Source organism: Pelagirhabdus alkalitolerans (assembly GCF_900096905.1).
GTDB classification, from domain to species: domain Bacteria; phylum Bacillota; class Bacilli; order Bacillales; family Amphibacillaceae; genus Pelagirhabdus; species Pelagirhabdus alkalitolerans.
Genome location: NZ_FMYI01000009.1, coordinates 20,205 through 45,113 on the forward strand (window position 1 = coordinate 20,205; position 24,909 = coordinate 45,113).

Below are 24,909 nucleotides of genomic sequence, written 5' to 3' on the forward strand. Positions count from 1 at the left end.
AAGGATTTTTTTATGAAACTTATAGTACTCATCCCGATCTTAGTCATCTTATCGATCATCTCACTGTTTATTGGAGTCATTCCATTAAACCCAACTGATATGTTTAATCTGACGGATCAACAAATACAAATTATTTTTATCAGTCGAATTCCACGAGTCATAAGTATTGTTATGGCTGGTGTAGGTTTAAGTATTAGCGGCTTAATTATGCAACAGCTAAGCCGGAACAAATTTGTATCCCCTACTACAGCAGGAACGATGGATTCGGCTCGGCTTGGTATATTAGTTGCCATGATGTTGTTTGGTAGTGCAACGCCGATGGAACGCACGATCGTTGCTTTTATTTTTGCTTTACTAGGGACATTTATTTTTATGAAGTTACTAGACAAAATCAAATTCAAAGATCCAGTTTTTATTCCGTTGGTAGGGCTGATGTTTGGAAGTGTTATTAGTTCCATTACGACCTTTTTTGCCTATCAACATGATTTGATTCAAAATATGTCTGCGTGGCTTCAAGGAAATTTTGCTCTTATTTTACAAGGTCAGTACGAACTTCTTTATTTAAGCGTTCCTTTAGTCATTTTTGCATACTTATTTGCGAATCGATTCACCATTGCGGGGATGGGCGAAGATTTTTCAAAGAATTTAGGGTTGAATTATCGAGTGATCGTTAATATAGGTTTGACGATTGTTGCCCTCATGACATCAGTGGTCGTGTTAACAGTCGGAACCATACCTTTCTTAGGATTAGTCGTACCCAATATCGTATCGATGTATCACGGTGATCATTTAAAAAGGAGTCTTCCTCACACGGCACTTTTAGGCGCTATCTTTTTACTTGTAATGGATATATTAGGACGTGTTATTATCTTCCCTTATGAAATTGCGATTGGTGTAGTGGTAGGGGTTGTCGGAAGTTTTATCTTCCTATATCTCGTCATGAGGAGAAGTGTTTATGAGTAATCGAACAAAAATTATTATTCTGACTGTTTTAAGTGTACTCTTTGTATCTATTTATTTATTCGCTGGGCTGGAAGGTAATTGGACTTATATTTTAAATCGGCGCGCTACACGTATCATTGCGATCGTTGTAACCGGTGCAGTGATTGGTATTTCAACGATTATATTCCAAACGATTACGAATAATCGTCTGTTAACACCGAGTTTGATCGGACTTGATTCGCTGTATCAATTAATCCAAACCTTTATTATCTTTTTTTATGGATCGACGAGTCTTTCGGCAACGGATCAGACGATTAACTTTTTCATATCGGTGTCACTTATGATTTTATTTGCACTGATTTTGTTTCAATTACTATTTAAAAAAGGAAATAATGTTTATTACTTATTATTAATGGGACTTATATTCGGTACTTTTTTCCAAAGTTTATCAAGCTTTATGCAAGTCCTTATTGATCCTAATGAATTTATGGTTGTACAAAATCGAATGTTTGCAAGCTTCAATAATGTACAAACCGATTTATTATATGTATCACTAATTTTACTGGCGATCACCTTCATTTACTTAATGACGTATTACAAATATTTAGATGTATTGTCATTAGGTAAAGAACATGCCATTAATTTAGGTGTGGATTACAATGCGATTGTAAGTCGCTTGATGATCGTCGTAGCGATCCTTGTTTCCATTGCTACAGCCTTGGTAGGGCCTATTATGTTTTTAGGTATTTTAGTTGTAAATGTTGCTTATGAAATGTTTAAAACATTTAAGCATTCAGTATTATTATCCGGAACTGTATTAATTAGCATTGTTGCCCTAGTCGGTGGACAACTCGTTGTAGACCGCATTTTTGGCTTTTCAACGACACTAAGTGTCATTATTAACCTAATTGGCGGTATCTACTTCCTATATCTTATCTTAAAGGAGAATCGAACATGGTAGAAATAAAAGAAGTTGCAAAAGCATATGGTGATTCAGTTGTTGTCGATCATGTATCGATGCATATACCAAAAGGCAAAATTACATCCTTTATTGGCCCCAATGGAGCTGGTAAAAGTACACTTTTATCAATTGTCAGTCGTTTAATTGCTAAAGATCATGGTGAAGTATTAATAGATGATGAGGAAGTCAGCACAGCAAACAATAAAGAACTAGCTAAAAAATTATCGATTTTAAAACAATCGAATCATATTAATGTGAGGTTAACAGTTAGACAACTTGTGAGTTTCGGGCGCTTTCCATATTCGCAAGGCAAGTTGAATGAATTTGATGAAAAAATGGTGGATAGTGCGCTCGCTTATATGGAGCTAGGGGAGATGCAGCATAAGTTTTTAGATCAATTGAGTGGAGGTCAAAAGCAACGCGCTCACATTGCAATGGTTATTGCACAAGACACAGATTATATTTTATTAGATGAGCCTTTAAATAATTTAGATATGAAACACTCTGTTCAAATTATGAAAGTTTTAAGGCGATTAGTCGATGATTTAGGAAAAACCGTAATTATTGTTTTGCACGATGTGAATTTTGCATCTGTTTATTCAGATCAAATCGTCGCGCTCAAAGAAGGTAAAGTTGTTAAACAAGGTCCGACAAAAGAGATCATAAACAATGGTGTCTTAAAAGAAGTCTATGATATGGACATTAAAATTCAAGACATTGATCAATGTCGCATTTGTCTCTATTTTTCTTAATGTGTTTAAACCAGATGGACTTTATATAAATCATCTTAGCTACTGGGCCCAAGTAATAAGTGGTAGGTGAAGACGTGTAAGGAATGTCTGTTTAAAAATATAAACTATATGTAAAATAAGGAGAGGTAAAGTAAATGAAGAAGCTAATAATGATGATGTTACTCTTTGTGTTCGTTGTCGTTGGTGCGGCATGTGCGGATGCAAATGATACATCTGAAGAAATAGATGAGAATGAAGAAACAACAGAAGAAAATGAAGATATAGAAGTGGAACATGAACTAGGCACGACAATGGTTCCACAAAATCCTGAAAATGTTGTTGTATTTGATTTTGGAACTGTCGATACATTACATGAATTAGGGATTGAAGTTACAGCGGTACCAAAAGCAAATGTTCCAGACTATTTGGATGTATTCACACAAGATGAATATGAAGATGCAGGTACGTTATTTGAACCTGACTTTGAAACGCTAGCTAATTTAGATCCTGATCTTATTATTATTTCGGGCCGTACCCAAGAGGCTTATGAAGATTTAAGTGAATTAGCACCAACGATCTACATGGGCATCGAAGAGAACGACTACATGAATTCATTTGAAAACAATGTTATGCAATTAGCAGAAATTTTTGATGTTGAAGATGAAGCGAGTGATCGTGTATCTGACTTACTCGATCAAGTGGATGCATTACAAAATCAAGTGCCTGAAGATCAAAACGGCTTAATTGTAATGACAAGCGATGGTTCGCTAAGCGCATACGGTCCAGGTTCTAGGTTTGGTATTATTCATGATGACTTTGGCGTGGAACCTGTTGCACTGGATATTGAAGAAGCAACACATGGTCAAAATATTAGTTTTGAATATGTCAGCGAGATGGATCCAGATTACTTATTTGTGATGGATCGTAATGCGGTTGTAGGTGGAGAAGATGATGCCGTTACGACATTAGATAATGAACTCATCAATCAAACAACAGCGGTTCAGAACGATCAAGTGATTCATTTAACACCTGACTATTGGTATCTATCTAGCGGTGGGATTGAATCTGTTCAACAAATGATTAATGAAATTAGTGCCATAACAGAATAAATCGTTAAAAAAGACAACTCGACTTGAGTTGTCTTTTTTTACGCATAAATCAACTTATGTCGAGTTTTGTAAAAATAGTTTGAAAAAATTAATTCAAATGTCTTTATAAATGATAAAATAAACCGAAAATATTAATAGAGTGTAAAAAGAATTAGTGAGTTAGCCCTAATCAATTGATGTGAAGGGCAGTAGGGGGAGGAAGAAGTTTGGCTACAGATAAGAATTTAAATGAAATTATTAAAGAGGTATATAACGGTACGATTCATGCTGTAAAAAACATTATACCACTTGATCCAGAGGTTGGATCGCCACAATTAGTAGAGCCACCACTAACGGTCAAGTTTGGGGTGCTGATCGGTGTAACAGGCAGTATAAAAGGAGAGCTTGTTTTACAATCCGATCAAGATTTTTTCTCGGAAATAGGGGAAGTGATGTTTGGCATGCCGCTTACAGAGGATATGTTAGAGTCATTTGCAGGTGAGCTAGGGAATATGATTGCAGGTAGTTTATCAACTTATTTATCAAATGTTGAGATTAATACAGATATAACACATCCAACGGTTTTACAAGGGGATGCAACATTATCAGGGTTTAAACGTGCATTATTAGTCGATATCAATTATTCAAATCAAAAGAATTTAAAAGTACATCTCTTGTTAAATCAATAATAAATGTGACTTTTGTTTCAATAGTCAATGGATAAAAAATCAATTATACTCAAAAATAGACACGTTTTGACGAGTAATTATGTTATGATGTTAATGATTCTATTTTTCTGGTAAAGGAGTCATGAAAATGAGTACTGAAAAATATATAGTTTTCCAATTAAATGGTCAAGAATACGGTGCAAGCATTAAACAAATTGTATCAATTGAGCGACTACAAGAAGTTGTATCGTTACCTCAAGTTTCGGATTTTATTGAAGGGATTACGAAACTACGTGGGGAAGTGATTCCTGTTATTGACTTAAAAACACGAATGAACTTACCCCCGTCTGAAAAAACAGACCAATCTCGTATGCTCGTCTCATTAGTAGACGATGTATCAGTTGGGTTTATTGTTGACGATGCATCGGATGTGATTGATATTGATGAATCAATTATTGAACCGGCGCCAACGACAATAAAAGGTGTTAATGCTAACTTTTTAAATGGTGTGGCTAAATTAGATGATCGTCTATTATTACTCATCGATTTATCCTATGTATTAAATTATGACGAATTAAGCGAAGTAAAACAGGTAGCAGAAGAGAAATAAAGATTGAGGGAGAGATAAAAATGGCTCGCGTATTAATTACAGACGATGCAGCATTTATGAGAATGCAGCTAAAAAATATTTTTGAATCACTAGGTCATGAAGTTGTTGGTGAAGCTGAAAATGGTCAAGTCGCGATTGATCAATATGAAGAACTAAAACCTGAACTTGTTACAATGGATATTACCATGCCAGAAATGAATGGTGTTGAAGCCGTTAAGGCAATTAAATCAAACGATCCAGATGCGACGATTGTGATGTGTTCTGCTATGGGACAACAACAGATGGTTTTAGAAGCTATTCAAGCAGGAGCTAAAGATTTTATCGTGAAACCATTTGATCAAGAGCGTATTCAACAGGCTTTAGACAAAATATTTTAATTGAATCACTTAATTAAAATGTATGTTTAAGTACGATTGTAAGTGAAAGTCGCATTCATTTAATTGCGATCGAATGCGACTTTTCTTATCAATACATTTAAAAGAATGATGTAAAGGGGCGGTATTCAATGACGAATAAAAATGTAATCGTAGTTGTTGTAGCTAGTGTGTTACATCTTTTAGCGTTTGGTTATGTGTTATTAACACTAGATGTTTTTAACAATGTCGGTGTCGATGGGTTTATTTTTGTCGGTGCGGCGATCGTGTTTAGTCTTTTATTTGCTTGGTTTACAGCTAAACAACGCCGTAAAGATTTAAAAGCAATTCATGAGCGTCTAGATACCTTAGCAAGTGAGGAAATGACCACACTTCCTGATAAAAAGGTAAAAAGTTCAGATTTAAAACCAATTAATGAGAAGTTCGAAGCTATACATAATCGTTCAGAGAAACTCTATCAATTTATTTCTAAATTGACAGATCAAATGAATACACAAACGAATACTGTTAACGAAAGTATTAATACATTAGCTGAAGATAGCACGAATATCTCAGTTACTTTAGAAGAAATATCAAGTGGTGCAGATGAACAAGCTCAGTCTGCTTCATCATTAACGGAAGGTTTCCAACAATTCGCGAATACTATTATGAGCGTTGCAATGAATGGTGAAAATATAAAAAGTGAATCACAAGATATGCTCTCGATTACAAATGAAGGTCGAGAATTGATGGATCAATCTGTTGAGAAGATGGCTATTATTGACCGTACGATTAAGGAGTCACTTGATAAAGTTAAAGGGTTAGATGATATGACCTTAAAAATCACAAATCTTGTGACTGTCATTCAAGAAGTTGCTGAGCAAACGAACTTACTTGCATTAAATGCAGCAATTGAAGCAGCTCGAGCAGGTGAGCATGGTAAAGGTTTTGCCGTTGTAGCAGATGAAGTTCGAAAGTTAGCAGAACAGGTTAGTCTGTCAGTTAATGACATTACAACGACGACAACTGGTATTCAAGAGGAGTCTTCAGCAGCTGTTAACGCGCTTGAACAAGGCTACCAAGCTGTAAGTGAAGGGTCTGAACAAATCCAAACAACAGGTAATACGATTAAACAATTGAATTCAATTATCACGGGTATGGGTGATGAGATTTCAGGTGTATCAACGTCTCTTTACGATATTTTAGATAACACGAAGTCAATTAATGAATCGATATCTAACATAGCAAGTGTATCGGAAGAGTCTGCAGCGGGAATTGCAGAAGCAGATTCATCTGCTGGTCGATTAGCTAAATCCGTTCAAAACATTAAAGAAATGCAAGAAGAGTTAGAAAAGAACATAGCTGAGTTATACATGTAAAGAAATGCACTCGTGCATTTCTTTTTTTTTTTAGTGATTTGACTGGATCTTTTGATTAATTGAAAGGACTCATTTAGACTTATTATGTAGATTGAAGGAGGTATAGCAAATGGATACATTATTTATAAAAAATGAACGTCAACAAGCGCTAGTTGATAAAGCAATACATTTAGGAGCATTAGCAAAAAATCGCGTGAAAGAAGCAGAACAATTTGCTCAATTACCACAAGACACTGTTAAAGATTTAAAAGAATCCAATTATTTGTCTTTAACTTTACCTAAAGAATTAGGCGGTGAAGGGCTTAGCTTATATGAATTTTTATTAATGCAAGAAAAATTAGCGACAGGAGATGGTGCAACAGCGCTGTCCGTTGGTTGGCATTTAGGGATTGTAAAAGAACTCTCAGAGGATAGAATTTGGGAAGATTCCATTCTCAATTGGTTTACTAAAAAAGTAAAAACCGATCAAGTACTCGTTAACCGGATTGCTTCAGAAAAAGCAACCGGAAGTCCAACTCGTGGAGGAGTACCTAAAACAAAGGCTGTAAAAGATGGCAACGACTATTTAATTACTGGTGAGAAAACATTCTCAACTATGGCTTCAGTACTTGATTATTATATCGTATCTGCATTTGTAGAAGATAAAGACACAGTTGGTTCATTTCTTATACACCGCGATGAGCCTGGTATTCATGTAAATAAAACGTGGGATACGATGTCAATGCGAGGGACAGGCAGTGATGATCTTGTTTTTGAAAATGTGCGTGTTGACTCATCAATGTTAGTAGAATTAAATAAACAAGCCAATCCGAAAAAAGCTAAAGGTTGGCTGCTTCACATACCGGCTTGTTATTTAGGGATCGCAATTGCAGCAAGAAATGATGCGATTGAATTTGCGAAAAATTTTCAACCGAATAGCTTAAACACACCCATTTCTGAAGTCGCCCATATCCAAGATAAAATCGGGGAAATGGATGTGAAATTGATGAGTGCTAGACATTTTATGTATCGGATTGCTGAGCTGTGGGACGAGACACCAGAACAAGAAAGACAAAACTTAAGTGCTGAACTTGCTACAGTGAAAATGGTCGCAACAAACACTGCTAATGACGTTGTGGATTTAGCTATGAGGATTGTTGGTGGAAGAGGGCTATCAAAACAGATGCCATTTGAACAATACTATCGCGACATAAGAGCGGGTCTTCATAATCCGCCAATGGATGATGCGGTCATTCAATTGTTAGCTAAACGTGCATTAACGCATTCATCTCAAAAATAATACAGACTTCATAAATAGCAAGTATCAATATACATTTAAGGTTTAGACTTGTTATAATAAAGGTAACATATTCCTAAGGGGTGATGAAGATGTTCAATAATATTTTATTAGCTTCAGACGGTTCAGAGTATGCGATTCGTGCTTGTGAGAAAGCGATTGGTTTGGCGGAAGGAAATGAAGAGGCTAAAGTAACGATTCTCTATGTAGTTGACAGTGCAACATCTAAAACAGATGCTAAACATCATTGGAATGCTCAAGACTTAGATCGAAGTCGAAAAGAAAAGTTAGCAATTTCTGAGCGCAAATTTAATCAACATAATGTGAAGTATGAAATCAAAGTGCTCCATGGTGATCCTGGTCCAACAATCGTTGAATATGCAGATGAAATTGATGCTGATGTATGTGTTATTGGTTCGAGAGGACTTAACACCCTGCAGGAAATGGTTTTAGGTAGTGTGAGTCATAAGGTCGCTAAGAGAGCTCAGTGTCCAGTTATGATTGTGAAATAATAACAATAATTTATAAAAATGACGATACGTTTTAAGAGAACGTATCGTCATTTTTATTGACACTCAGGGCACAGGCCATAGATTTCAAATTTATGATCGTCTACCAAGAAATTATTTAACTCTGGTTTTGCGATATGCATAGGGCAACATTCAATTTCTTTAGTTAGTCCACATGCTTTACAAATAAAATGATGGTGATGGTGATTCACACAACGAATTTGATAATTTTTTTCACCATCTAGTTCAGTGGATTCTAGTATGCCCAGCTGATCAAATAAATGTAAGTTACGATAGATCGTGTCAAAACTAATTCCTTTAAAATGGGGTTCTAAATAAGTTAAAAGATCTTTAGCTGTTCGATAGCGGTCTTCATTGGCGAAAAACTCTATAATCATAGCTCTTTTATTAGTGAATTTATAGCCGGCTTCTTTTAAAATCGACAATGCTTCTTCTGTTGTCATAAGATCGCCTTCTTTCGTTTGATGGTTAGTCTATTGAACTTTTGTATCTAAATAAATTGTAGCGTAATTTAAAAAAGAAGTAAATAAGAACGATTTCGCTTCTGTGTCAGTTGACATATCTACTATAGGGGGGTATAGTGTAACTGAGGTGAGAAACCATGTCTAATATCTATGAAGAGCATAACACACATCGTACGAAGCAAGAACAAGCTTCACTAGTCAATCGACTAAAGAAAATTGAAGGACAAGTTAGAGGTATTCAAAAAATGGTAGAAGAAGATCGCTATTGTATTGATGTTATGGTACAAATTTCAGCAGTTAATGCAGCGCTTAAAAAGGTTGGATTTACCATGATGGAAGACCATGTTAATCATTGTGTAGCTGATGCGATTCAAAAAGGATCTGGAGAAGAGTCGGTACACGAATTAATGAATGTTATTAAACAATTTAGTAAATAATAAACAAGAGGAGTGTTCTATATGAAAGCAGTAACATTAAACGTATCAGGTATGAATTGTGCACACTGTAAGAAAAGTGTTGAATCAAGTTTAGAATCGTTTGATTCAGTCGATAATATCTCAGTGAATCTCGAAACAGGTCATGTATCATTTAAGTATGACGAAACGAGCACTGATTTAAACGAATTGACAGAAGCGATTGAAGACCAAGGATATGATGTCGAATAATTCCATTAAAAGGAACGAAATACCCTATATTTCGTTCCTTTTTTTGCGAAAAAATAGTTAACATACAAAAAATATTAAAAAAGTATCGAAAAAAAGGTTAAAATATAGTAGTATTATGTTGTAGAATGAACGTACAAGATACCTAAACATGTGCAGTAAATCACGATCGTTATGGTTTAGTTATCTTTTACCTAATTATTGAAGAAAGGACGTGTTTCTGATAGTATTCAAAATTAAACGCAAACAAGAAGGTGCGAATACGGTTGAACGTAAAGATCGTACAGAGCATAAGCAGAGTGAAATTGCATCAGTACCTGAAAAATTAGTTTTTCCATTATCTATGCAAATAGGCGCTCCTTCTAACCCAGTTGTTGAAGTTGGGGATAAAGTGAAGGTAGGTACATTAATTGCAGAAAACCAAGGTATGATTTCTGCTAATATCCATTCATCTGTATCAGGTGAAGTAGTCGAAATTACAGATCATCCAACAGCAAAAGGCGAAGGGCCATGTATCATTATTAAAAATGATTACCAAGATGAAGAAGACGCCCCACTCTTTACTGAGGGAGAAAAGCTAGACCGTGAGCAGAAATTAGATATCATCGGTAAAGCAGGTATTGTTGGAATGGGAGGCGCTACATTCCCTACAAATGTTAAATTAAATCCTCCAAAAGACAAAGAAATCGACACGATTATTATTAACGGAGCTGAGTGTGAGCCATATGCTACAGCTGATGATCGATTAATGGCAGAGCATGCTAAAGAGTTAATCGAAGGTATTCGTGTGCTTCTTGAGATTATCCCAGTGAAAACGGTTTATATCGGTATTGAGGATAATATGCATGATGCAGCTGATGCTTTGAAAAAAGAATTAGCCAATGAAGATGTTATTAAATTAGTTGAATTACCAAGTATGTACCCACAAGGTTCGGAGAAAACATTGATTAAAAATCTACTAGGTCGCGAAGTGCCTCCTGGTAAACTTCCAGCAGATGTAGGTGCTGTTGTTACAAACGTTGGAACAACGTTTGCTATTTATCAAGCCGTACGTCATGGCAAACCGATGACATCACGTCTCACAACCATTAGTGGTGAATCGATTAAGAATCCTAAAAACTTATGGGTTCGTATTGGTACGACGATTGAATCATTATTAGAAGACTGTGAAGGATTTGAAAGTGATCCAGGTAAAATGATTCATGGTGGTCCAATGATGGGAAGTCCGTTGACATCTGGACGAGTACCGATTACAAAAGGGACAACACATATTACATTCTTAAATAAAGCTGATTCAGCAGTGCCAGAGCGCTCTCCATGTATTCGTTGTTCAGAATGTTTAAATGTATGTCCGGTTAGCTTACAACCGATTATGATTAGTAACGCTTACGAATCAGGAGATATTGAAGAAGCTGAAAGACTCGGTGCGCTTGATTGTATCGATTGTGGTGCTTGTTCATATATTTGCCCATCTAAGATTCCGATTTTAGATAACATTCAAAAAGCGAAAAAAGAAATAAGATCCAACAAGGAGGGCGCATAAGATGGGAAAGTTTAATACATCGGCGTTGAATACAACGCCTGCCCCTCACTTACGAAGTCCACGTACGTCTGATTGGGTAATGAGACAAGTCATCTATGCCATGATGATTCCAACCGCAGGTGCCGTTTATTTCTTCGGTTACCGTGTGTTTTTAATGCTTCTAGTAGGTGTTGGGGCAAGTGTTGCTTTTGAGTATATTTATCAAAAGCTAGCAGGTCGTAAAATCACGATTAATGATTATAGTGCTGTTGTTACAGGTTGGTTGATCGCACTTAGTTTACCATTAGCTACACCGCTATGGACGGTTGCTCTTGGTGGGGTTGTCTCAATTGCGATTAAGCAAATCTTTGGGGGAATAGGTAAAAATCCAATTAACCCAGCAGTATTTGGACGTATTTTCTTATCGGTATTATATTATGAAGAATTAGGAACTTTCGTTGCACCACGTGGGGCAACAGATGCATTCTCAAGTGCAACACCACTTAACGTTTTAAAAGAAGATGTACCGATATTTGCTGATGCAGTTACAGCAGCTACAGGTATGGATGCTACGATTCCAAGTCTTTGGGACTTATTTTTAGGTACTAACTTAGGTGGTAACATTGGTGATACATCAACACTTCTACTCTTACTTGCATTTGGGTATTTAGTGGCACGTCGCATTATTGAACCTTATGTTCCTGTATTATATGTTTTACCAGTTGCACTTATAGCTTTAGTGACAAGTGGTTTTGATGTTGAGTTTATGATGCAACATGTGCTCAGTGGTTCACTAGTCTTTGCTGCGGTATTCATGGTGACAGATTACAGCTCATCACCGTTTAGTCCGCATGGTAAAGTTGCTTTTGCAACAGGTGCAGGTATCTTGACTATTCTATTTAGATTCTATTCAAGTTATCCAGGTGGTGTAGGATTTGCAATCCTTACAATGAACATTTTTGTTCCAATTATCGATCGCTTACTACCACCTAGAATTTATGGACATAAAAAGCGTCCGTCATAAAATGATTTAATAAAACAGGGCTACACATGTAGCCCTGTTTGTTTTAATGTGCAGATAATTGGAGAAGCTTATACTAATCAAGTATAATTAGATTTGAGACAGTATAAAAGGAGCGAATAAACGATGGATCTATATTGCTACCCTAAATGTGGTACATGCCAGAAGGCCAAAAAATGGTTGGATGAAAATGATGTTCAGTATCAAGATTTACATATTGTAAATGAGACACCTAGTAAAGAAACACTTACAGAAATAATTCGTAAAAGTGAGCTTCCGATTAAAAAATTCTTTAATACAAGTGGGAAGAAGTATCGTGAACATAATCTCAAAGATAAGTTACCCGATATGACAGATGCAGAAAAGATTGACTGGCTCGCATCGGATGGCATGTTAATTAAACGTCCGCTTGCTTATGATGGAGAGAATGTAACGCTAGGCTTTAAGCAAGAGCAATTTGAACAAGTGTGGAAATAAGGGAGGATTTTGAATGGTTGATCTAAATGAACGTTACTACTCTGATGAACATGTGTGGGTCGATGTTAAAGGAAACGAAATAACTTTAGGCATCACTGAACACGCTCAAGAAGAGCTAGGAGACATTGTATTTGCTGAGTTACCAGAAGAGGGCGATGTATTAGACGAAGGTGACACGTTTGGTAGTGTTGAATCCGTTAAAACAGTTTCTGAATTATACGCACCGATTAGTGGTACCATTACAAAGGTGAATGAAGCTTTAGAAGACGAACCTGAATTGATTAATGAGGATCCGTATGAAGATGGTTGGATTATAAAATTAACCATTCAAGATATGGATGCATTAAAGAGTTTAATGACATATGAAGCGTATCAAGCTTTTACTCAAGATTAATAGTAAAAGGGCAAGCAACACCGATCTAAACGGGTTGCTTGTTTTTTTTTGTGAAGGCATAAAACTTTTTATACCGAATTGTTTGAAAATTCTTTAACTTCTAAATAAAATGCCGAAAATAAAAGCGTAAGACAAAATTCGACATTATTAGGAGGATTCTATGCGTTGGGTTAATCAATCTATTAAAAGGCAACTGATTGTGATCGCCGTTTTTTTAATTAGTGTACCATTACTTATTCTCGGCTATATTAGCTATTCTAGTAGTGTGAATGAGCTAGATCAATTAGGACGTACACAGTTAGAAAATAGTGTGCATCAGTCTGTTGAGTTGCTTCATATTCTAAATGAACAAGTAGAAAGCGGCCAACTAACGATTGAAGAAGCAGAGGAAAGAGCAAAAGAAGCAATGATTGGTTCATCAATATCTGAACAAGAACGTTCAATTGATGTTGCTTTAGATATTGGTGAGAATGGTTATTTATATGTTACAGACACAGAAGGCGTGATGCTCGCTCACCCTAATCTAGAAGGGGAAGAGGCATGGGAATTTCAAGATACATCTGGAAATTATTTTATTCAAGAAATGATAGATGTCTCGCTTGATGGTGGAGGTTACGTATATTATGACTGGCCAATGCCAGATGATGAGGACCAAATCGAGCCGAAAGTGATTTATGCAGAACATTTTGAGCCATGGGATTGGACAATTAATGCGAGTACATATTTATTAGATTTTAATCAGCCTGCTCAAGATATGTTACTGATCACAATTATTACGGGTGCAATTATTATATTAATAGGTATTGTTTTCATCTGGTTCGTCGCTAAACGATTCACAGAACCGATAAAACAAATTACAAATCGTATGACAGCACTATCAAATAATGACCTGAGATCGGAACCTATTGATATTGGACATGAAAATGAGCTTGGTCAATTGGCAACGGCTGCGAATCAAGTGCAAGATCAACTCAAATCAATGATTGCAAAAGTTAAAGAAACATCCACGAGTGTTTTAAATAAGAGTGAACGTCTGTCACAATCTGCATATGATGTTAATCAAGGCTCTGTTCAAATTTCTTCAACGATGGAAGAGTTGGCTAGTGCAACTGAATTACAGTCATCTCATGCAAGCGAACTAGCTGATGATACTGAATCCTTTACGAATGCAATTGAGAACGTTTCAAACGACGGTGAGACTGTGAAAAACCATGCCATTGAAGTAAATGAATTGGCTATAAGTGGTAAAGAGAAAATGGATAAAACTCAACAACAAATGCAAGTAATAGATGAAACCGTTCGTCAATCTGTTGAAAGAGTGGATGCTTTGAATGAACAAACTAAACAAGTGTCAAAAATGGTGACAGTTATCCGAGATATTGCAGAACAAACGAATTTACTTGCTTTAAATGCAGCAATTGAGGCAAAAAGAGCGAATGAAGCGGGAAATGGTTTTAGTGTTGTGGCAGAGGAAGTGAGAAAGTTAGCAGGTCAGGTCGCAAATTCAGTTACCGAGATCACATCAACGGTTTCAACGATTCAATCAGAATCTCATCATGTTTCAGATTCATTGTCACATGGTTATAAAGAGGTTGAATCTGGCATAGAGATTATAGATGAGACAAATCAAACGTTCAGCGAAATTGAGCAGTCAGTTCAATCAATGGTCGAACAACTTGATCGTGTATCTAATCAATTAAATGATGTCAATAAAGGTTCACATGCGATGAATGACAAAATACAAGATGTTGCATCTGCCACTGAACAATCAGCAGCTGGGGTAGAAGAAACGTCAGCTTCAGCAGAAGAATCGAGTGGCATGATGCAACAAGTCTCTGAAAATGTTGAGGATCTAAAACAATTAGCAAGTGATCTAAATCACTTAGTCGATTCATTTACATTATAATTAAATAAACCGACTAATCGATTGCATAATCTCAATTGATGAAGCCTGATCGGTGAACTGTTCAATGATTTTTCCTTCTTGGTCAATAATGACAGTCGTAGGCACACCCATACAATCATAAGCTCTGTATGTGTTCAATCCATCATCAACGACTGTCGGTTGACTGAGGAAGTTATCAAAGTAACGTATAGCTTCATCAGCTTTTGGTTCTCGTCCAGAAACATTTACCGTGCGAAATACCATTTTTTCAGAATCAACGGTTTGGTAAAGACGCTCCTTTAATGGTAAATCTTGACTGCAATCCGGGCACCAAGATGTCCAAAAAGTAAGCACAACAATTTTTCCTAAATCATCTGATAATTGGTATGTTTTAGATGGGTCATCTATATAGGGAAGACTAAAATTTGGTGCTAACATAAACAACATCCTTTTCTAATAGATCGTAAAGTGAGTATAGCACGATAAGAAAGGGATGAAAATGAAGAAGTATTAACTCTTGGGAGCTTATCAACTATACTCGAGCAAATGAAAAGAATTTCAAGCAATTGTAGCATTTATTAACTATGAATGTTTTATTTGATTGTGTGCTCGTGTCAATCTTTCAAATCATTTCAAATGAAAATAGGTGACCGTTGTCGCTAAATAATGCGCTTGGTATAATTAATGTGGTCAAAAAAGGAAAGGGAGATTATAACCTAATGGATCAATCGATTGAACTCAATTACACGCAAGAAATGGAAAAGGCGATGCATCAAAATCACGGATGTGGTTATGCAGCGTATGGAATTGATATGAGTGAACGTTTGAAGGTTGAAAGAACAAGAGAGCAAAGTCATAAAGATGGTATGGCTCTTGTTACGGACATTAATCGTCAAGTTCATCGCTAATCATATTAATGAACTAAGAATCTTAACTATTATAATATTGAAACAAGAAGACTCTTCTATTTAAAATAAGAAGGGTCTTTTTTTGTATATTTGCTATTGAGAATGACGAAGAAAAGTCAATGTGTTAAACTAAGAAACAAATCATTTACTTTTTATACTTTTAGGTTTATAAAAGCTGTTTTACAGAACTTAAAATCTTGATATTAGATTTGAAATAGTATAAGATTGTAATGAGAATAAAGTGAGAATGGAAAAGTCATTCTTGAATTATTATATAATATTATTTTTTGGAGGTATAGATATGAGTGGATCAACTTTAGAAATTAAAGATCTTCATGTTGAGATCGAAGGCAAAGAAATTTTAAAAGGTGTTAACCTAACGATAAAAGGCGGAGAATTCCATGCTGTAATGGGACCTAATGGAACGGGTAAATCAACGCTAGCTTCTGCTGTTATGGGTCATCCAACGTATGAAGTGACAAAAGGTGAAATCTTAATGGATGGCGAGAATGTACTCGAAATGGAAGTTGATGAAAGAGCAAAAGCAGGTCTTTTCCTAGCTATGCAATACCCAAGTGAAATTAGTGGTGTTACAACATCTGATTTCTTACGTTCTTCAATTAACGCACATCGTGAAGAAGGTGATGAAATTCCATTAATGAAATTCATCAAAGAAATGGATGAGGCAATGGATTATCTAGATATGGATAAAAACATGGCTCAGCGTTACTTGAACGAAGGTTTCTCAGGTGGTGAGAAGAAACGTAACGAGATCTTACAGTTGATGTTACTTAAACCTCAAATCGGTATATTAGATGAAATTGATTCAGGTCTTGATATTGATGCATTAAAAGTTGTATCAAAAGGGATTAATAAATTGAGAAGTGAATCATTTGGTTGTTTAATTATCACACACTACCAACGTTTATTAAACTATGTGACACCTGATTATGTCCATGTCATGATGCAAGGTCGCATTGTTAAATCAGGTGGTCCTGAGTTAGTCGAACGTCTAGAAGATCAAGGTTATGATTGGATCAAACAAGAACTAGGAATCGAAGACGTAACTGTCGGTAAAGATGCCTAAGTGAGGTAAGGAGGGGTTTAAGTGTCAACAGAATTATTCGATACGTTTAATACAGATTATATAAACACATACTCAGAGCAGCACAATGAGCCGGAGTGGTTGAGAGCACAACGACTAAAAGCAATTGAACTAGCTGAAACGTTGGAAATGCCTAAGCCAGATAAAACGAAGATCACGAGATGGAATTTCACTAAGTTTTCTCATCAATCAACGAGTGAACCAATTGATTCATTCGATCAATTACCAGACTCAGTTGGTAAAGTGATTGATCAAGGTAAAGCAGAACAGAACTTAGTCATTTTACGAAATCAAGAGAATCAATTCAGTGAATTACCAAAAGAATTAAAAGATAAAGGTGTCATTTTCACAGATTTATTTACAGCAGCAAATGAATATCCTGAATTGGTTGAAAAATATTTCATGACCGATGCTGTCTCAGTTGATGAGCACCGATTAACAGCACTTCATGCTGCGCTTGTTAACGGTGGTGTCTTCTTATATGTTCCTAAGAATGTTGTTATTGAGGAGCCAGTGCAAGCAATCTTCTGGCAAGAAGACAAGGACTTGGCGTTATTTAACCATGTCATTGTTGTAGCAGAAGAAAACGCACAAGTAACATTTGTCGAGAATTACATTTCAGATCATGAAGAAACTGAAACAGTTGCCAATGTTATCTCAGAAGTCATTGCTAAAGATAATGCTAAAATCTCATATGGTTCAGTGGATCATTTTGCATATGGAACAACAGCATATATGAACAGAAGAGGCGTTGCTGGTCGTGATGCGACAATTGAATGGGCGCTTGGACAAATGAATAATGGTAACACGATTTCTGAAAACATCACCCATCTATTAGGTGATCAATCAGTTTGCTTTGCAAAAGCCGTATCAGTTGGTGTTGGGGATCAAACACAAAACTTCACAGCGAAAATTGTAAACCATGGTAAACATTCAAATGGTATCATTCTCCAACACGGTGTTATGAAAGACCAAGCAAGCGCCATTTTCCACGGCATTGGTAAGATCGAACGCGGAGGAACAAAGGCAAACGCTGAGCAAGAATCACGTGTATTAATGTTAAATAAAGATGCACGAGGCGATGCAAATCCGATTCTTCTTATTGATGAGGATGATGTGACAGCTGGTCACGCAGCTTCAGTCGGTCGTGTAGACCCTGTTCAGCTGTATTACTTGATGAGTCGAGGCATTTCTAAACAAGAAGCGGAACGATTGGTTATTCATGGTTTCTTAGCTCCCGTTGTTAATGAAATTCCAATTGAGAATGTCCGTGAACAATTAACGGACGTTATTGAAGGGAAAGTTTACTAAGATGGATGTATCTGCTATTCGTCAAGATTTTCCGCTTCTCGATCAAGAAGTTAATCAACATCCTCTTGTTTATCTAGATTCTGCTGCAACATCGCAAAAACCTGCTCAAGTGATCGATGCAGTTAATCATTATTATAGGCGTGATAATTCTAATGTTCACCGAGGTGTTCATTCAATTGGAACACGCGCAACTGAAAGCTATGAAGGTGCAAGAAAGACAGTCCAATCGTTTATAAATGCAGAACATGTTGAAGAAGTGATCTTTACAAGAGGTACAACGGCTTCGATCAATATTGTGGCGAACAGCTATGGACGTGCGAACTTATCAACGGGTGATGAAATTGTCATTACCCAGATGGAACATCACAGTAATATCATTCCATGGCAACAACTTGCTAAACAGACGGGTGCGTCATTAAAATACGTACCCATGCAGTCCGATGGTACTTTGACATTGGCTGATGTAGAGAATACAATTACTCAATCGACTAAAATCGTTGCGATTACACATGTTTCAAATGTGCTTGGAACGATTAATCCGATTAAAGAAATTGTAAAAATTGCACATCAAAATGGTGCTGTTGTGTTAGTTGATGGTGCGCAAGCCGTGCCACATATGAAAGTTGATGTTCAAGATCTCGACTGTGATTTTTATGCCTTCTCAGGTCATAAAATGTGCGCACCAACTGGAATTGGTGTTCTGTATGGTAAAAAACAATTACTAGAATCAATGGAGCCGGTTGAATTTGGTGGAGAGATGATCGATTTTGTTGGTTTATATGACTCAACGTGGAAAGAGCTTCCTTGGAAGTTTGAAGGTGGAACACCAATCATTGCAGGAGCTGTTGGTCTAAAGACAGCTATTGATTATCTGACGGATATCGGATTTGAAAAAATTACAGCACATGAAAAGATGTTAACTGATTATGCAATGGAACAGTTGAGTGCGTTTGACGGCATTGATATTTATGGGCCAGATCACAGAGCGGGTTTAATTACATTTAACTTAACAGATGTTCACCCACACGATACTGCAACAGTACTTGATGCTTATGGTATTGCAGTCAGAGCAGGTCATCATTGTGCTCAGCCATTAATGAAATGGTTAGATGTTACAGCAACGGCACGTGCTAGTTTTTATTTATATAACACAAAAGATGATGTAGATCGCTTTATTAATGGATTACAAAGCGCGAAGGAGTTTTTTGGAGATGTCTTTTAATAATTTAGATACACTCTATCGTCAAGTCATCATGGATCACTATAAAAATCCAAGAAATCGAGGTTCCTTATCAAACGATTCGATAACGTTGGAAATGAACAATCCAACATGTGGCGACCGTATTGAAGTTCACCTCATTGTTGAAGAAGGGTTTGTTAAAGATGTTGCATTTGAGGGAGAAGGGTGTTCAATCAGCTTAGCCTCAGCATCAATGATGACCCAAGCCATTAAAGGGCATTCTGTAGAAGATGCATTATCAATGTCACGCTACTTCTCAGATATGATGCTTGGTCAAGATTTGGATGAAATGGATCTAGAACTCGGTGATATTGAAGCGTTGCAAGGCGTGGCAAAATTCCCTGCTCGAATTAAATGTGCCACACTTGCATGGAAAGCAATGGAAAAAGCCGTTAAAGAAGACGAACAATAAATTGTAAGTAGAATATAAAATCTTAAGGAGGGCTATCATGGCTAAAAACGCACCTGAAGTAGGCGATTATAAATATGGATTTCATGACAAAGATGTATCTATATTTCGTACAGAAAAAGGGTTAACAGAGAATGTGGTTCGAGAAATTTCAAAAATGAAAGAAGAACCACAATGGATGCTTGATTATCGTCTGAAAGCTCTTAAACACTTTTACAGTAAGCCAATGCCACAATGGGGTGGCGACTTGTCAGAACTTGATTTTGATGAGATCACGTATTATGTAAAACCTTCGGAACGTTCTGAGCGTTCTTGGGATGAAGTACCAGATGAAATCAAACAAACATTTGATCGTTTAGGAATTCCTGAGGCTGAACAAAAATATTTAGCTGGGGTTTCAGCACAATATGAATCAGAAGTTGTGTATCACAACTTAAAAGAAGATTTAGAAGATCTAGGTATCGTATTTAAAGATACAGATACGGCACTTAAAGAAGATGAAGAATTGTTCAAAGAGTATTTCGGAAAAGTAATACCTTATACAGATAATAAATTTGCTGCACTTAATTCAGCGGTTTGGTCGGGTGGTTCATTCATCTATGTACCAAAAGGTGTTAAAACCGATACACCACTACAAGCTTATTTCAGAATTAACTCTGAAAACATGGGACAGTTTGAGCGAACATTGATTATTGTCGATGAAGAAGCATCTGTCCACTATGTTGAAGGGTGTACGGCGCCTGTTTTCACAACAAATTCATTACACAGTGCCGTTGTAGAAATCTTTGTTAAAAAAGATGCTTACTGTCGTTATACCACGATTCAAAACTGGGCAAATAACGTTTACAACCTTGTGACTAAACGTGCAACGGTTGGTGCGAACGGAACGATGGAATGGGTCGATGGTAACCTTGGTTCAAAACTAACGATGAAATATCCTTCAGTCTTACTACGTGGTGAAGGTGCTAGAGGTATGACGCTATCGATCGCGTTAGCTGGTAAAGGGCAACACCAAGATGCAGGTGCGAAAATGATTCACTTAGCACCAAACACATCATCATCAATTGTTTCGAAATCAATTGCTAAACAAGGTGGTAAAGTGTCTTACCGAGGCATTGTACACTTCGGACGAAAAGCTGATGGTGCACGTTCAAACATCGAATGTGACACACTTATTATGGATAATAAATCGGCTTCAGATACGATTCCATATAATGAAATTTTCAATGAAAACATTTCATTAGAACATGAAGCGAAAGTATCGAAGGTCTCAGAAGAACAGTTGTTTTATTTAATGAGTCGTGGTATTTCAGAAGTTGAAGCAACAGAAATGATTGTAATGGGCTTTATTGAACCATTCACAAAAGAGTTGCCAATGGAATACGCGGTTGAAATGAACCGATTAATTAGCTTTGAAATGGAAGGTAGTATCGGTTAATGAATGAAAAAATCCTCAGTACATAGGTGTACTGAGGATTTTTTGCAGTTCAAATCGAGGAACAAGTTAAAACGTGTGTATTATGATATAGTATTCATTAGAAAAAAGTTTCAAACAGACAGGGGTAGACAGTTATGTTAGAACAGATTTCTTTATTTTTCACCAGTGACTTACATAGCCATTTTGAAAGTTGGCCTAAAGCCGTTCGTTTCTTAAATGGTAAAACAGAAGAAAAGAAAAAAATGAATCAATCTTATTTTATATTAGACAATGGGGATCATTTAGATCGCGTTAACCCGATTACAGAAGCCACCAAAGGAAAGGTTAATGTGAATTTACTCAACGATGCTAACTATGACGTGATTAACTTGGGTAATAATGAAGGAGTTACGTTAAAGCAGTCAGAATTGATGCAACTGTACGAGAATGCTCAATTTGATGTGACATGTGCGAATTTATCGAGTCAACATCACCCTGAATGGCTAAAGTCTCATACAATTAAACAGACAACATCTGGTTTAACGATCGGATTTATTGGTTTGACAGCGCCCTTTGCACCGTTTTATGAACCTTTAGGTTGGTCTGTTTCCGATCCACTTGTCGAACTAGAGAATCAATTGAATGCATTACCTGAACATGTTGATTTAGTCGTTGTTCTGTCCCATCTCGGAATTGATTTTGATGAGAAAATTGCAGATCAATTTGAGAAAGTCGACATTATTATTGGTGGTCATACGCATCATTTATTTCAAGACACGCACATACGAAATAAAACGTTATTAGCTGCTGTAGGTAAATTTGGTCGATATATTGGTGAAATTCAATTAAAATATGATCATTCAAAAAGTCGTTGGTTAATGCCAGAGTCTATAGTGTCTGATTTGTCCGAATTTGAAAATGATCAAAAAACTGAAACAACTTTATTGAAGGCAAAAGAAGAAGCAAATCACTACTTGTCCCATCAAGTAACTTACTTAAGTGAACCGTTGACTATTGATTGGTATGAAGAAACGCCTCTAATTAAATCGCTAACAAAAACGTTAAGAAAGTGGACCGGTGCAGATATTAGTATGCTAAATGCAGGTATTCTATTAGATGGATTTGATGCTGGCGTTGTCACTGAAGCTGATATTCATCGTAACTGCCCGCATCCAATTAACCCTTGTGTCGTCAATGTAACAGGAAGAGAAATTATTGAAATCGTCCGAGCAGGTATGACAGAAGAGTTCATTAATCTGAAAGTTAAAGGTTATGGTTTTAGAGGAGAGATCATGGGACAGTTAGTTTATGATGGGATTGAACTTCATTTTAGAGATCAAAACGCGGAGGGCATAAGTTTAGACAAAGTGACCATCAATCAACAAGAGATAAGCAATGATCAAGTTTATAAGCTTGCGACTGCTGATATGTTCACGTTTGGTCATTTATCACCTCAAATCTCACGTGCTGTGTCAAAACAATTTTTTATGCCAGAATTTATTCGTGACTTATTGAAAGATACATTACAGACGTTTTAATCAATTTATTAGATATACGTCGAAAAATGTAGAAAAAATCGCGATTTTCTGATAGGATTTGTTTAGACAGAAAGACGAACGAGAAAAGTTGGGAGAACAACATGAAATTAGTTACGACAAGAGGTTTAGCTGTTGGGCAAGAACTAGCAAAACCGATATTAAATGACCGGGGTCAAGTATTAGTTCAAAAAAATGTACGCGTGAGTCAACAGATTATCGATCGTTTACTTGAACTGGGTGTTACGTATGTTTATGTAAAAGATCAAATGTCTGAAGATATCGTGATTCACTCACCTATATCTGAAGAATTGAAAATTGAATCGATCCGAACGGTGAAATCTGTTTTCCATTCATACAAAAATAAAGGGTTTAAAGACCAGTCTTTTTTGTATGATAAGACGACCGAGAAAATGGCTTCACTCGTTGATACAATCATCAGTCAAATTCAAAATGATGAAGAAGTGATATCGTTAATGTCTGATATCTTTATTAGTGATGATTATTTATTTAACCATTCTGTGAATGTTACCACATATGCGATTGCGATTGCGACGGAGATGAAGCTACCGTATAAGCAGGTGAGAGAACTCGGTCTAGGGGCGATGCTTCATGATATTGGGAAGGTTTTTTTACCAGAAGAAGTTTTGAAAAAACAAGGTAGACTCACGGATGTTGAATTTGAAATTATAAAAACACATCCTGAACTAGGGTTTGAATTTTTGCGTTCATCATCAGACCTTTCCGTATTAGTTGCGCATTGTGCTTATCAACACCATGAACGATTAGATGGATCAGGGTATCCACGTGGTATTAAAGGAAAAGATATGCATAAATTCGGGAAAATTTTAGGTGTGGCAGATGTTTTTGATGCTACAACCAGTGATCGTGTTTACCGTGATGCGATGTTACCTCAAGAAGGCCTTGAAATTTTGTATGCAGGTAGTGGCACATTATTTGATACGAATATTGTTCGAACCTTTAGAGAGAGTATCGCTGTTTATCCTAATGGTGTGACGGTTGAGTTAAATGATCATCGTCGTGCCATTGTTGTTAGACAAAATAAAAAATTATATAATCGACCTGTGGTACGTGTCATTAATGAAAATAATCAAGTTGTAACACCTTACGATTTAGATTTATCTAAACATTTGAATGTGACGATCATTGGTTACAGTATATAAGAAATGAAAGGACTACCCCCGCTTACATGGGCATATCATGTAAACGGGGGGATTTTTGTGCGTCGATTTAATCGCTCGCTTTTTATCAGCCGAAAACAGATCATGATCATTGCGCTATTCCTTTGTCTAATCACGACTTTTGTGTCAATACTTTATATTAATCATAGTATCAAACCGATATTGTTGAATATCGCTGAAACACGGAATAGCCAGTACGCAAATATGGCCATGGGAATTGCCGTTAATGAGCATTTGGAGCTCGACTTAAAGTTAGATGAATTAATTGAGTTTCATTATGATCAAGAAGGTAGAGTCGTCAGCTATCAAGTGAATACGGCACTTGAAAACCGTATACAGCGAAATATTCAATATCAAGTTGAAGATTTTTTGGCCTTGCTCGAAAAAGGTCAATTGCCGCCAACACATACAGATCTAGACGAAGCGGTTATGATTGATGATGTGAAAGCACAAACCGATTTAATTGAAATTCCTCTAGGTCAAGTACTAGGGATTCCTCTTTTGGCTAATCTAGGACCAAAAATCCCTGTCAATTTAGAAGTGATCGGATATGTTAATACAGAAGTTGAAACGCTTGTAACCGGTATGAAAATAAATAGTGTTCATATTGAGCCAGTCGTTCACATATCAGTTGAAGTTCGAACGATCATTCCTTTTGGTTCAAAAGAATCAAGAGTGGAGCAATCAATCCCAATTGGTAGCGGTGGATACAGCGGAGATGTACCGCTTTATTACAATGCGCACCCAAATGATGATATTCCTTATTCGTTTCCCTTGCAGCCCTTGCAATAATGAGAAAAAGTTGATAAACTATCAAAG

General features: G+C 36.5%; 28 protein-coding genes. 26 read left to right on the plus strand and 2 right to left on the minus strand.

What is annotated here, in order from left to right; translation table 11 throughout:
* Window positions 1-12 precede the first annotated feature (12 nt).
* From BLR62_RS10155 to BLR62_RS10200, 10 genes are all read left to right on the plus strand, one after another.
* Entirely contained in the window at window positions 13-963 is a 951-nt protein-coding gene (locus BLR62_RS10155; protein ID WP_090796533.1) for an ABC transporter permease, read from the plus strand.
* Complete coding sequence (locus tag BLR62_RS10160; protein WP_090796535.1) at window positions 956-1,903, plus strand: iron chelate uptake ABC transporter family permease subunit; 948 nt, start codon at window positions 956-958, stop codon at window positions 1,901-1,903. The genes BLR62_RS10155 and BLR62_RS10160 overlap by 8 nt, the downstream gene beginning before the upstream one ends.
* Window positions 1,897-2,655, plus strand: a complete 759-nt coding sequence (locus BLR62_RS10165; RefSeq protein WP_090796537.1) for an iron ABC transporter ATP-binding protein — start codon at window positions 1,897-1,899, stop codon at window positions 2,653-2,655. The genes BLR62_RS10160 and BLR62_RS10165 overlap by 7 nt, the downstream gene beginning before the upstream one ends.
* A 134-nt stretch (window positions 2,656-2,789) precedes the next feature.
* Window positions 2,790-3,743, plus strand: coding sequence for a siderophore ABC transporter substrate-binding protein (locus BLR62_RS10170; protein WP_090796539.1), 954 nt, complete (start codon window positions 2,790-2,792; stop codon window positions 3,741-3,743).
* 206 nt (window positions 3,744-3,949) lie between these two features.
* On the plus strand, window positions 3,950-4,411 hold the full coding sequence (locus BLR62_RS10175) for a chemotaxis protein CheX (RefSeq protein ID WP_090796541.1): 462 nt from the start codon (window positions 3,950-3,952) through the stop codon (window positions 4,409-4,411).
* A gap of 127 nt (window positions 4,412-4,538) precedes the next feature.
* Window positions 4,539-5,000, plus strand: coding sequence for a chemotaxis protein CheW (locus BLR62_RS10180; protein ID WP_090796543.1), 462 nt, complete (start codon window positions 4,539-4,541; stop codon window positions 4,998-5,000).
* A gap of 20 nt (window positions 5,001-5,020) precedes the next feature.
* Window positions 5,021-5,377, plus strand: a complete 357-nt coding sequence (locus tag BLR62_RS10185; protein ID WP_090796545.1) for a response regulator — start codon at window positions 5,021-5,023, stop codon at window positions 5,375-5,377.
* 128 nt (window positions 5,378-5,505) lie between these two features.
* Window positions 5,506-6,732, plus strand: coding sequence for a methyl-accepting chemotaxis protein (locus tag BLR62_RS10190; RefSeq protein WP_090796547.1), 1,227 nt, complete (start codon window positions 5,506-5,508; stop codon window positions 6,730-6,732).
* A gap of 109 nt (window positions 6,733-6,841) precedes the next feature.
* Complete coding sequence (locus BLR62_RS10195) at window positions 6,842-8,011, plus strand: acyl-CoA dehydrogenase family protein (protein ID WP_090796549.1); 1,170 nt, start codon at window positions 6,842-6,844, stop codon at window positions 8,009-8,011.
* Window positions 8,012-8,100: 89 nt separating this feature from the next.
* The gene (locus tag BLR62_RS10200; RefSeq protein ID WP_090796551.1) at window positions 8,101-8,520 is read left to right on the plus strand and encodes a universal stress protein; all 420 of its coding nucleotides are present in this window, start codon (window positions 8,101-8,103) and stop codon (window positions 8,518-8,520) included.
* A gap of 53 nt (window positions 8,521-8,573) precedes the next feature.
* On the opposite strand, the gene BLR62_RS10205 is transcribed toward BLR62_RS10200, so the two are convergent.
* Window positions 8,574-8,981 (minus strand): Fur family transcriptional regulator, encoded by a 408-nt coding sequence (locus BLR62_RS10205; RefSeq protein WP_090796554.1) that lies wholly within the window; start codon window positions 8,979-8,981, stop codon window positions 8,574-8,576.
* Window positions 8,982-9,139: 158 nt separating this feature from the next.
* On the opposite strand from BLR62_RS10205, the gene BLR62_RS10210 reads away from it, so the two are divergent.
* The 7 genes from BLR62_RS10210 to BLR62_RS10240 all read left to right on the plus strand — a co-directional run bounded on the left by BLR62_RS10210 (window position 9,140) and on the right by BLR62_RS10240 (window position 14,984).
* Window positions 9,140-9,439: a metal-sensing transcriptional repressor gene (locus tag BLR62_RS10210; RefSeq protein WP_090796556.1), complete on the plus strand. Its 300-nt coding sequence runs from the start codon at window positions 9,140-9,142 to the stop codon at window positions 9,437-9,439.
* A gap of 21 nt (window positions 9,440-9,460) precedes the next feature.
* Window positions 9,461-9,667, plus strand: a complete 207-nt coding sequence (locus tag BLR62_RS10215; RefSeq protein ID WP_090796558.1) for a cation transporter — start codon at window positions 9,461-9,463, stop codon at window positions 9,665-9,667.
* 211 nt (window positions 9,668-9,878) lie between these two features.
* Entirely contained in the window at window positions 9,879-11,207 is a 1,329-nt protein-coding gene (gene rsxC, locus BLR62_RS10220; RefSeq protein WP_245719452.1) for an electron transport complex subunit RsxC, read from the plus strand.
* 1 nt (window position 11,208) lies between these two features.
* On the plus strand, window positions 11,209-12,210 hold the full coding sequence (locus BLR62_RS10225; protein ID WP_090796561.1) for an RnfABCDGE type electron transport complex subunit D: 1,002 nt from the start codon (window positions 11,209-11,211) through the stop codon (window positions 12,208-12,210).
* Window positions 12,211-12,333: 123 nt separating this feature from the next.
* Window positions 12,334-12,684, plus strand: a complete 351-nt coding sequence (locus BLR62_RS10230; RefSeq protein ID WP_090796563.1) for an arsenate reductase family protein — start codon at window positions 12,334-12,336, stop codon at window positions 12,682-12,684.
* Between the two features lie 13 nt (window positions 12,685-12,697).
* Window positions 12,698-13,078, plus strand: a complete 381-nt coding sequence (gcvH, locus tag BLR62_RS10235; RefSeq protein WP_090796565.1) for a glycine cleavage system protein GcvH — start codon at window positions 12,698-12,700, stop codon at window positions 13,076-13,078.
* Between the two features lie 160 nt (window positions 13,079-13,238).
* Window positions 13,239-14,984 carry a methyl-accepting chemotaxis protein gene (locus BLR62_RS10240; protein WP_090796568.1) on the plus strand — a complete coding sequence of 582 codons (1,746 nt, stop codon included), beginning with the start codon at window positions 13,239-13,241 and terminating at the stop codon, window positions 14,982-14,984.
* On the opposite strand, the gene BLR62_RS10245 is transcribed toward BLR62_RS10240, so the two are convergent.
* The gene (locus BLR62_RS10245; RefSeq protein WP_090796571.1) at window positions 14,985-15,401 is read right to left on the minus strand and encodes a TlpA family protein disulfide reductase; all 417 of its coding nucleotides are present in this window, start codon (window positions 15,399-15,401) and stop codon (window positions 14,985-14,987) included. It lies immediately after the preceding gene.
* 281 nt (window positions 15,402-15,682) lie between these two features.
* Between BLR62_RS10245 and BLR62_RS10250 the strand changes: the two genes are divergently transcribed.
* The 9 genes from BLR62_RS10250 (at window position 15,683) to yunB (ending at window position 24,882) form a co-directional block, all read left to right on the plus strand.
* Window positions 15,683-15,871 carry a YuzK family famiily protein gene (locus BLR62_RS10250; RefSeq protein WP_090796574.1) on the plus strand — a complete coding sequence of 63 codons (189 nt, stop codon included), beginning with the start codon at window positions 15,683-15,685 and terminating at the stop codon, window positions 15,869-15,871.
* 301 nt (window positions 15,872-16,172) lie between these two features.
* On the plus strand, window positions 16,173-16,958 hold the full coding sequence (gene sufC / locus BLR62_RS10255; protein WP_090796575.1) for a Fe-S cluster assembly ATPase SufC: 786 nt from the start codon (window positions 16,173-16,175) through the stop codon (window positions 16,956-16,958).
* Window positions 16,959-16,979: 21 nt separating this feature from the next.
* Complete coding sequence (gene sufD, locus BLR62_RS10260; RefSeq protein ID WP_090796578.1) at window positions 16,980-18,287, plus strand: Fe-S cluster assembly protein SufD; 1,308 nt, start codon at window positions 16,980-16,982, stop codon at window positions 18,285-18,287.
* Window position 18,288: 1 nt separating this feature from the next.
* Window positions 18,289-19,509 (plus strand): cysteine desulfurase, encoded by a 1,221-nt coding sequence (locus BLR62_RS10265; protein ID WP_090796580.1) that lies wholly within the window; start codon window positions 18,289-18,291, stop codon window positions 19,507-19,509.
* Window positions 19,499-19,939, plus strand: coding sequence for a Fe-S cluster assembly sulfur transfer protein SufU (sufU, locus tag BLR62_RS10270; RefSeq protein ID WP_090796582.1), 441 nt, complete (start codon window positions 19,499-19,501; stop codon window positions 19,937-19,939). The genes BLR62_RS10265 and sufU overlap by 11 nt, the downstream gene beginning before the upstream one ends.
* 37 nt (window positions 19,940-19,976) lie before the next feature.
* On the plus strand, window positions 19,977-21,374 hold the full coding sequence (sufB, locus tag BLR62_RS10275) for a Fe-S cluster assembly protein SufB (protein WP_090796585.1): 1,398 nt from the start codon (window positions 19,977-19,979) through the stop codon (window positions 21,372-21,374).
* A gap of 134 nt (window positions 21,375-21,508) precedes the next feature.
* On the plus strand, window positions 21,509-22,891 hold the full coding sequence (locus BLR62_RS10280; RefSeq protein WP_090796586.1) for a bifunctional metallophosphatase/5'-nucleotidase: 1,383 nt from the start codon (window positions 21,509-21,511) through the stop codon (window positions 22,889-22,891).
* Between the two features lie 101 nt (window positions 22,892-22,992).
* Entirely contained in the window at window positions 22,993-24,072 is a 1,080-nt protein-coding gene (locus tag BLR62_RS10285) for an HD-GYP domain-containing protein (RefSeq protein WP_090796589.1), read from the plus strand.
* Window positions 24,073-24,129: 57 nt separating this feature from the next.
* Window positions 24,130-24,882: a sporulation protein YunB gene (gene yunB / locus BLR62_RS10290; RefSeq protein WP_245719453.1), complete on the plus strand. Its 753-nt coding sequence runs from the start codon at window positions 24,130-24,132 to the stop codon at window positions 24,880-24,882.
* Window positions 24,883-24,909 lie beyond the last annotated feature (27 nt).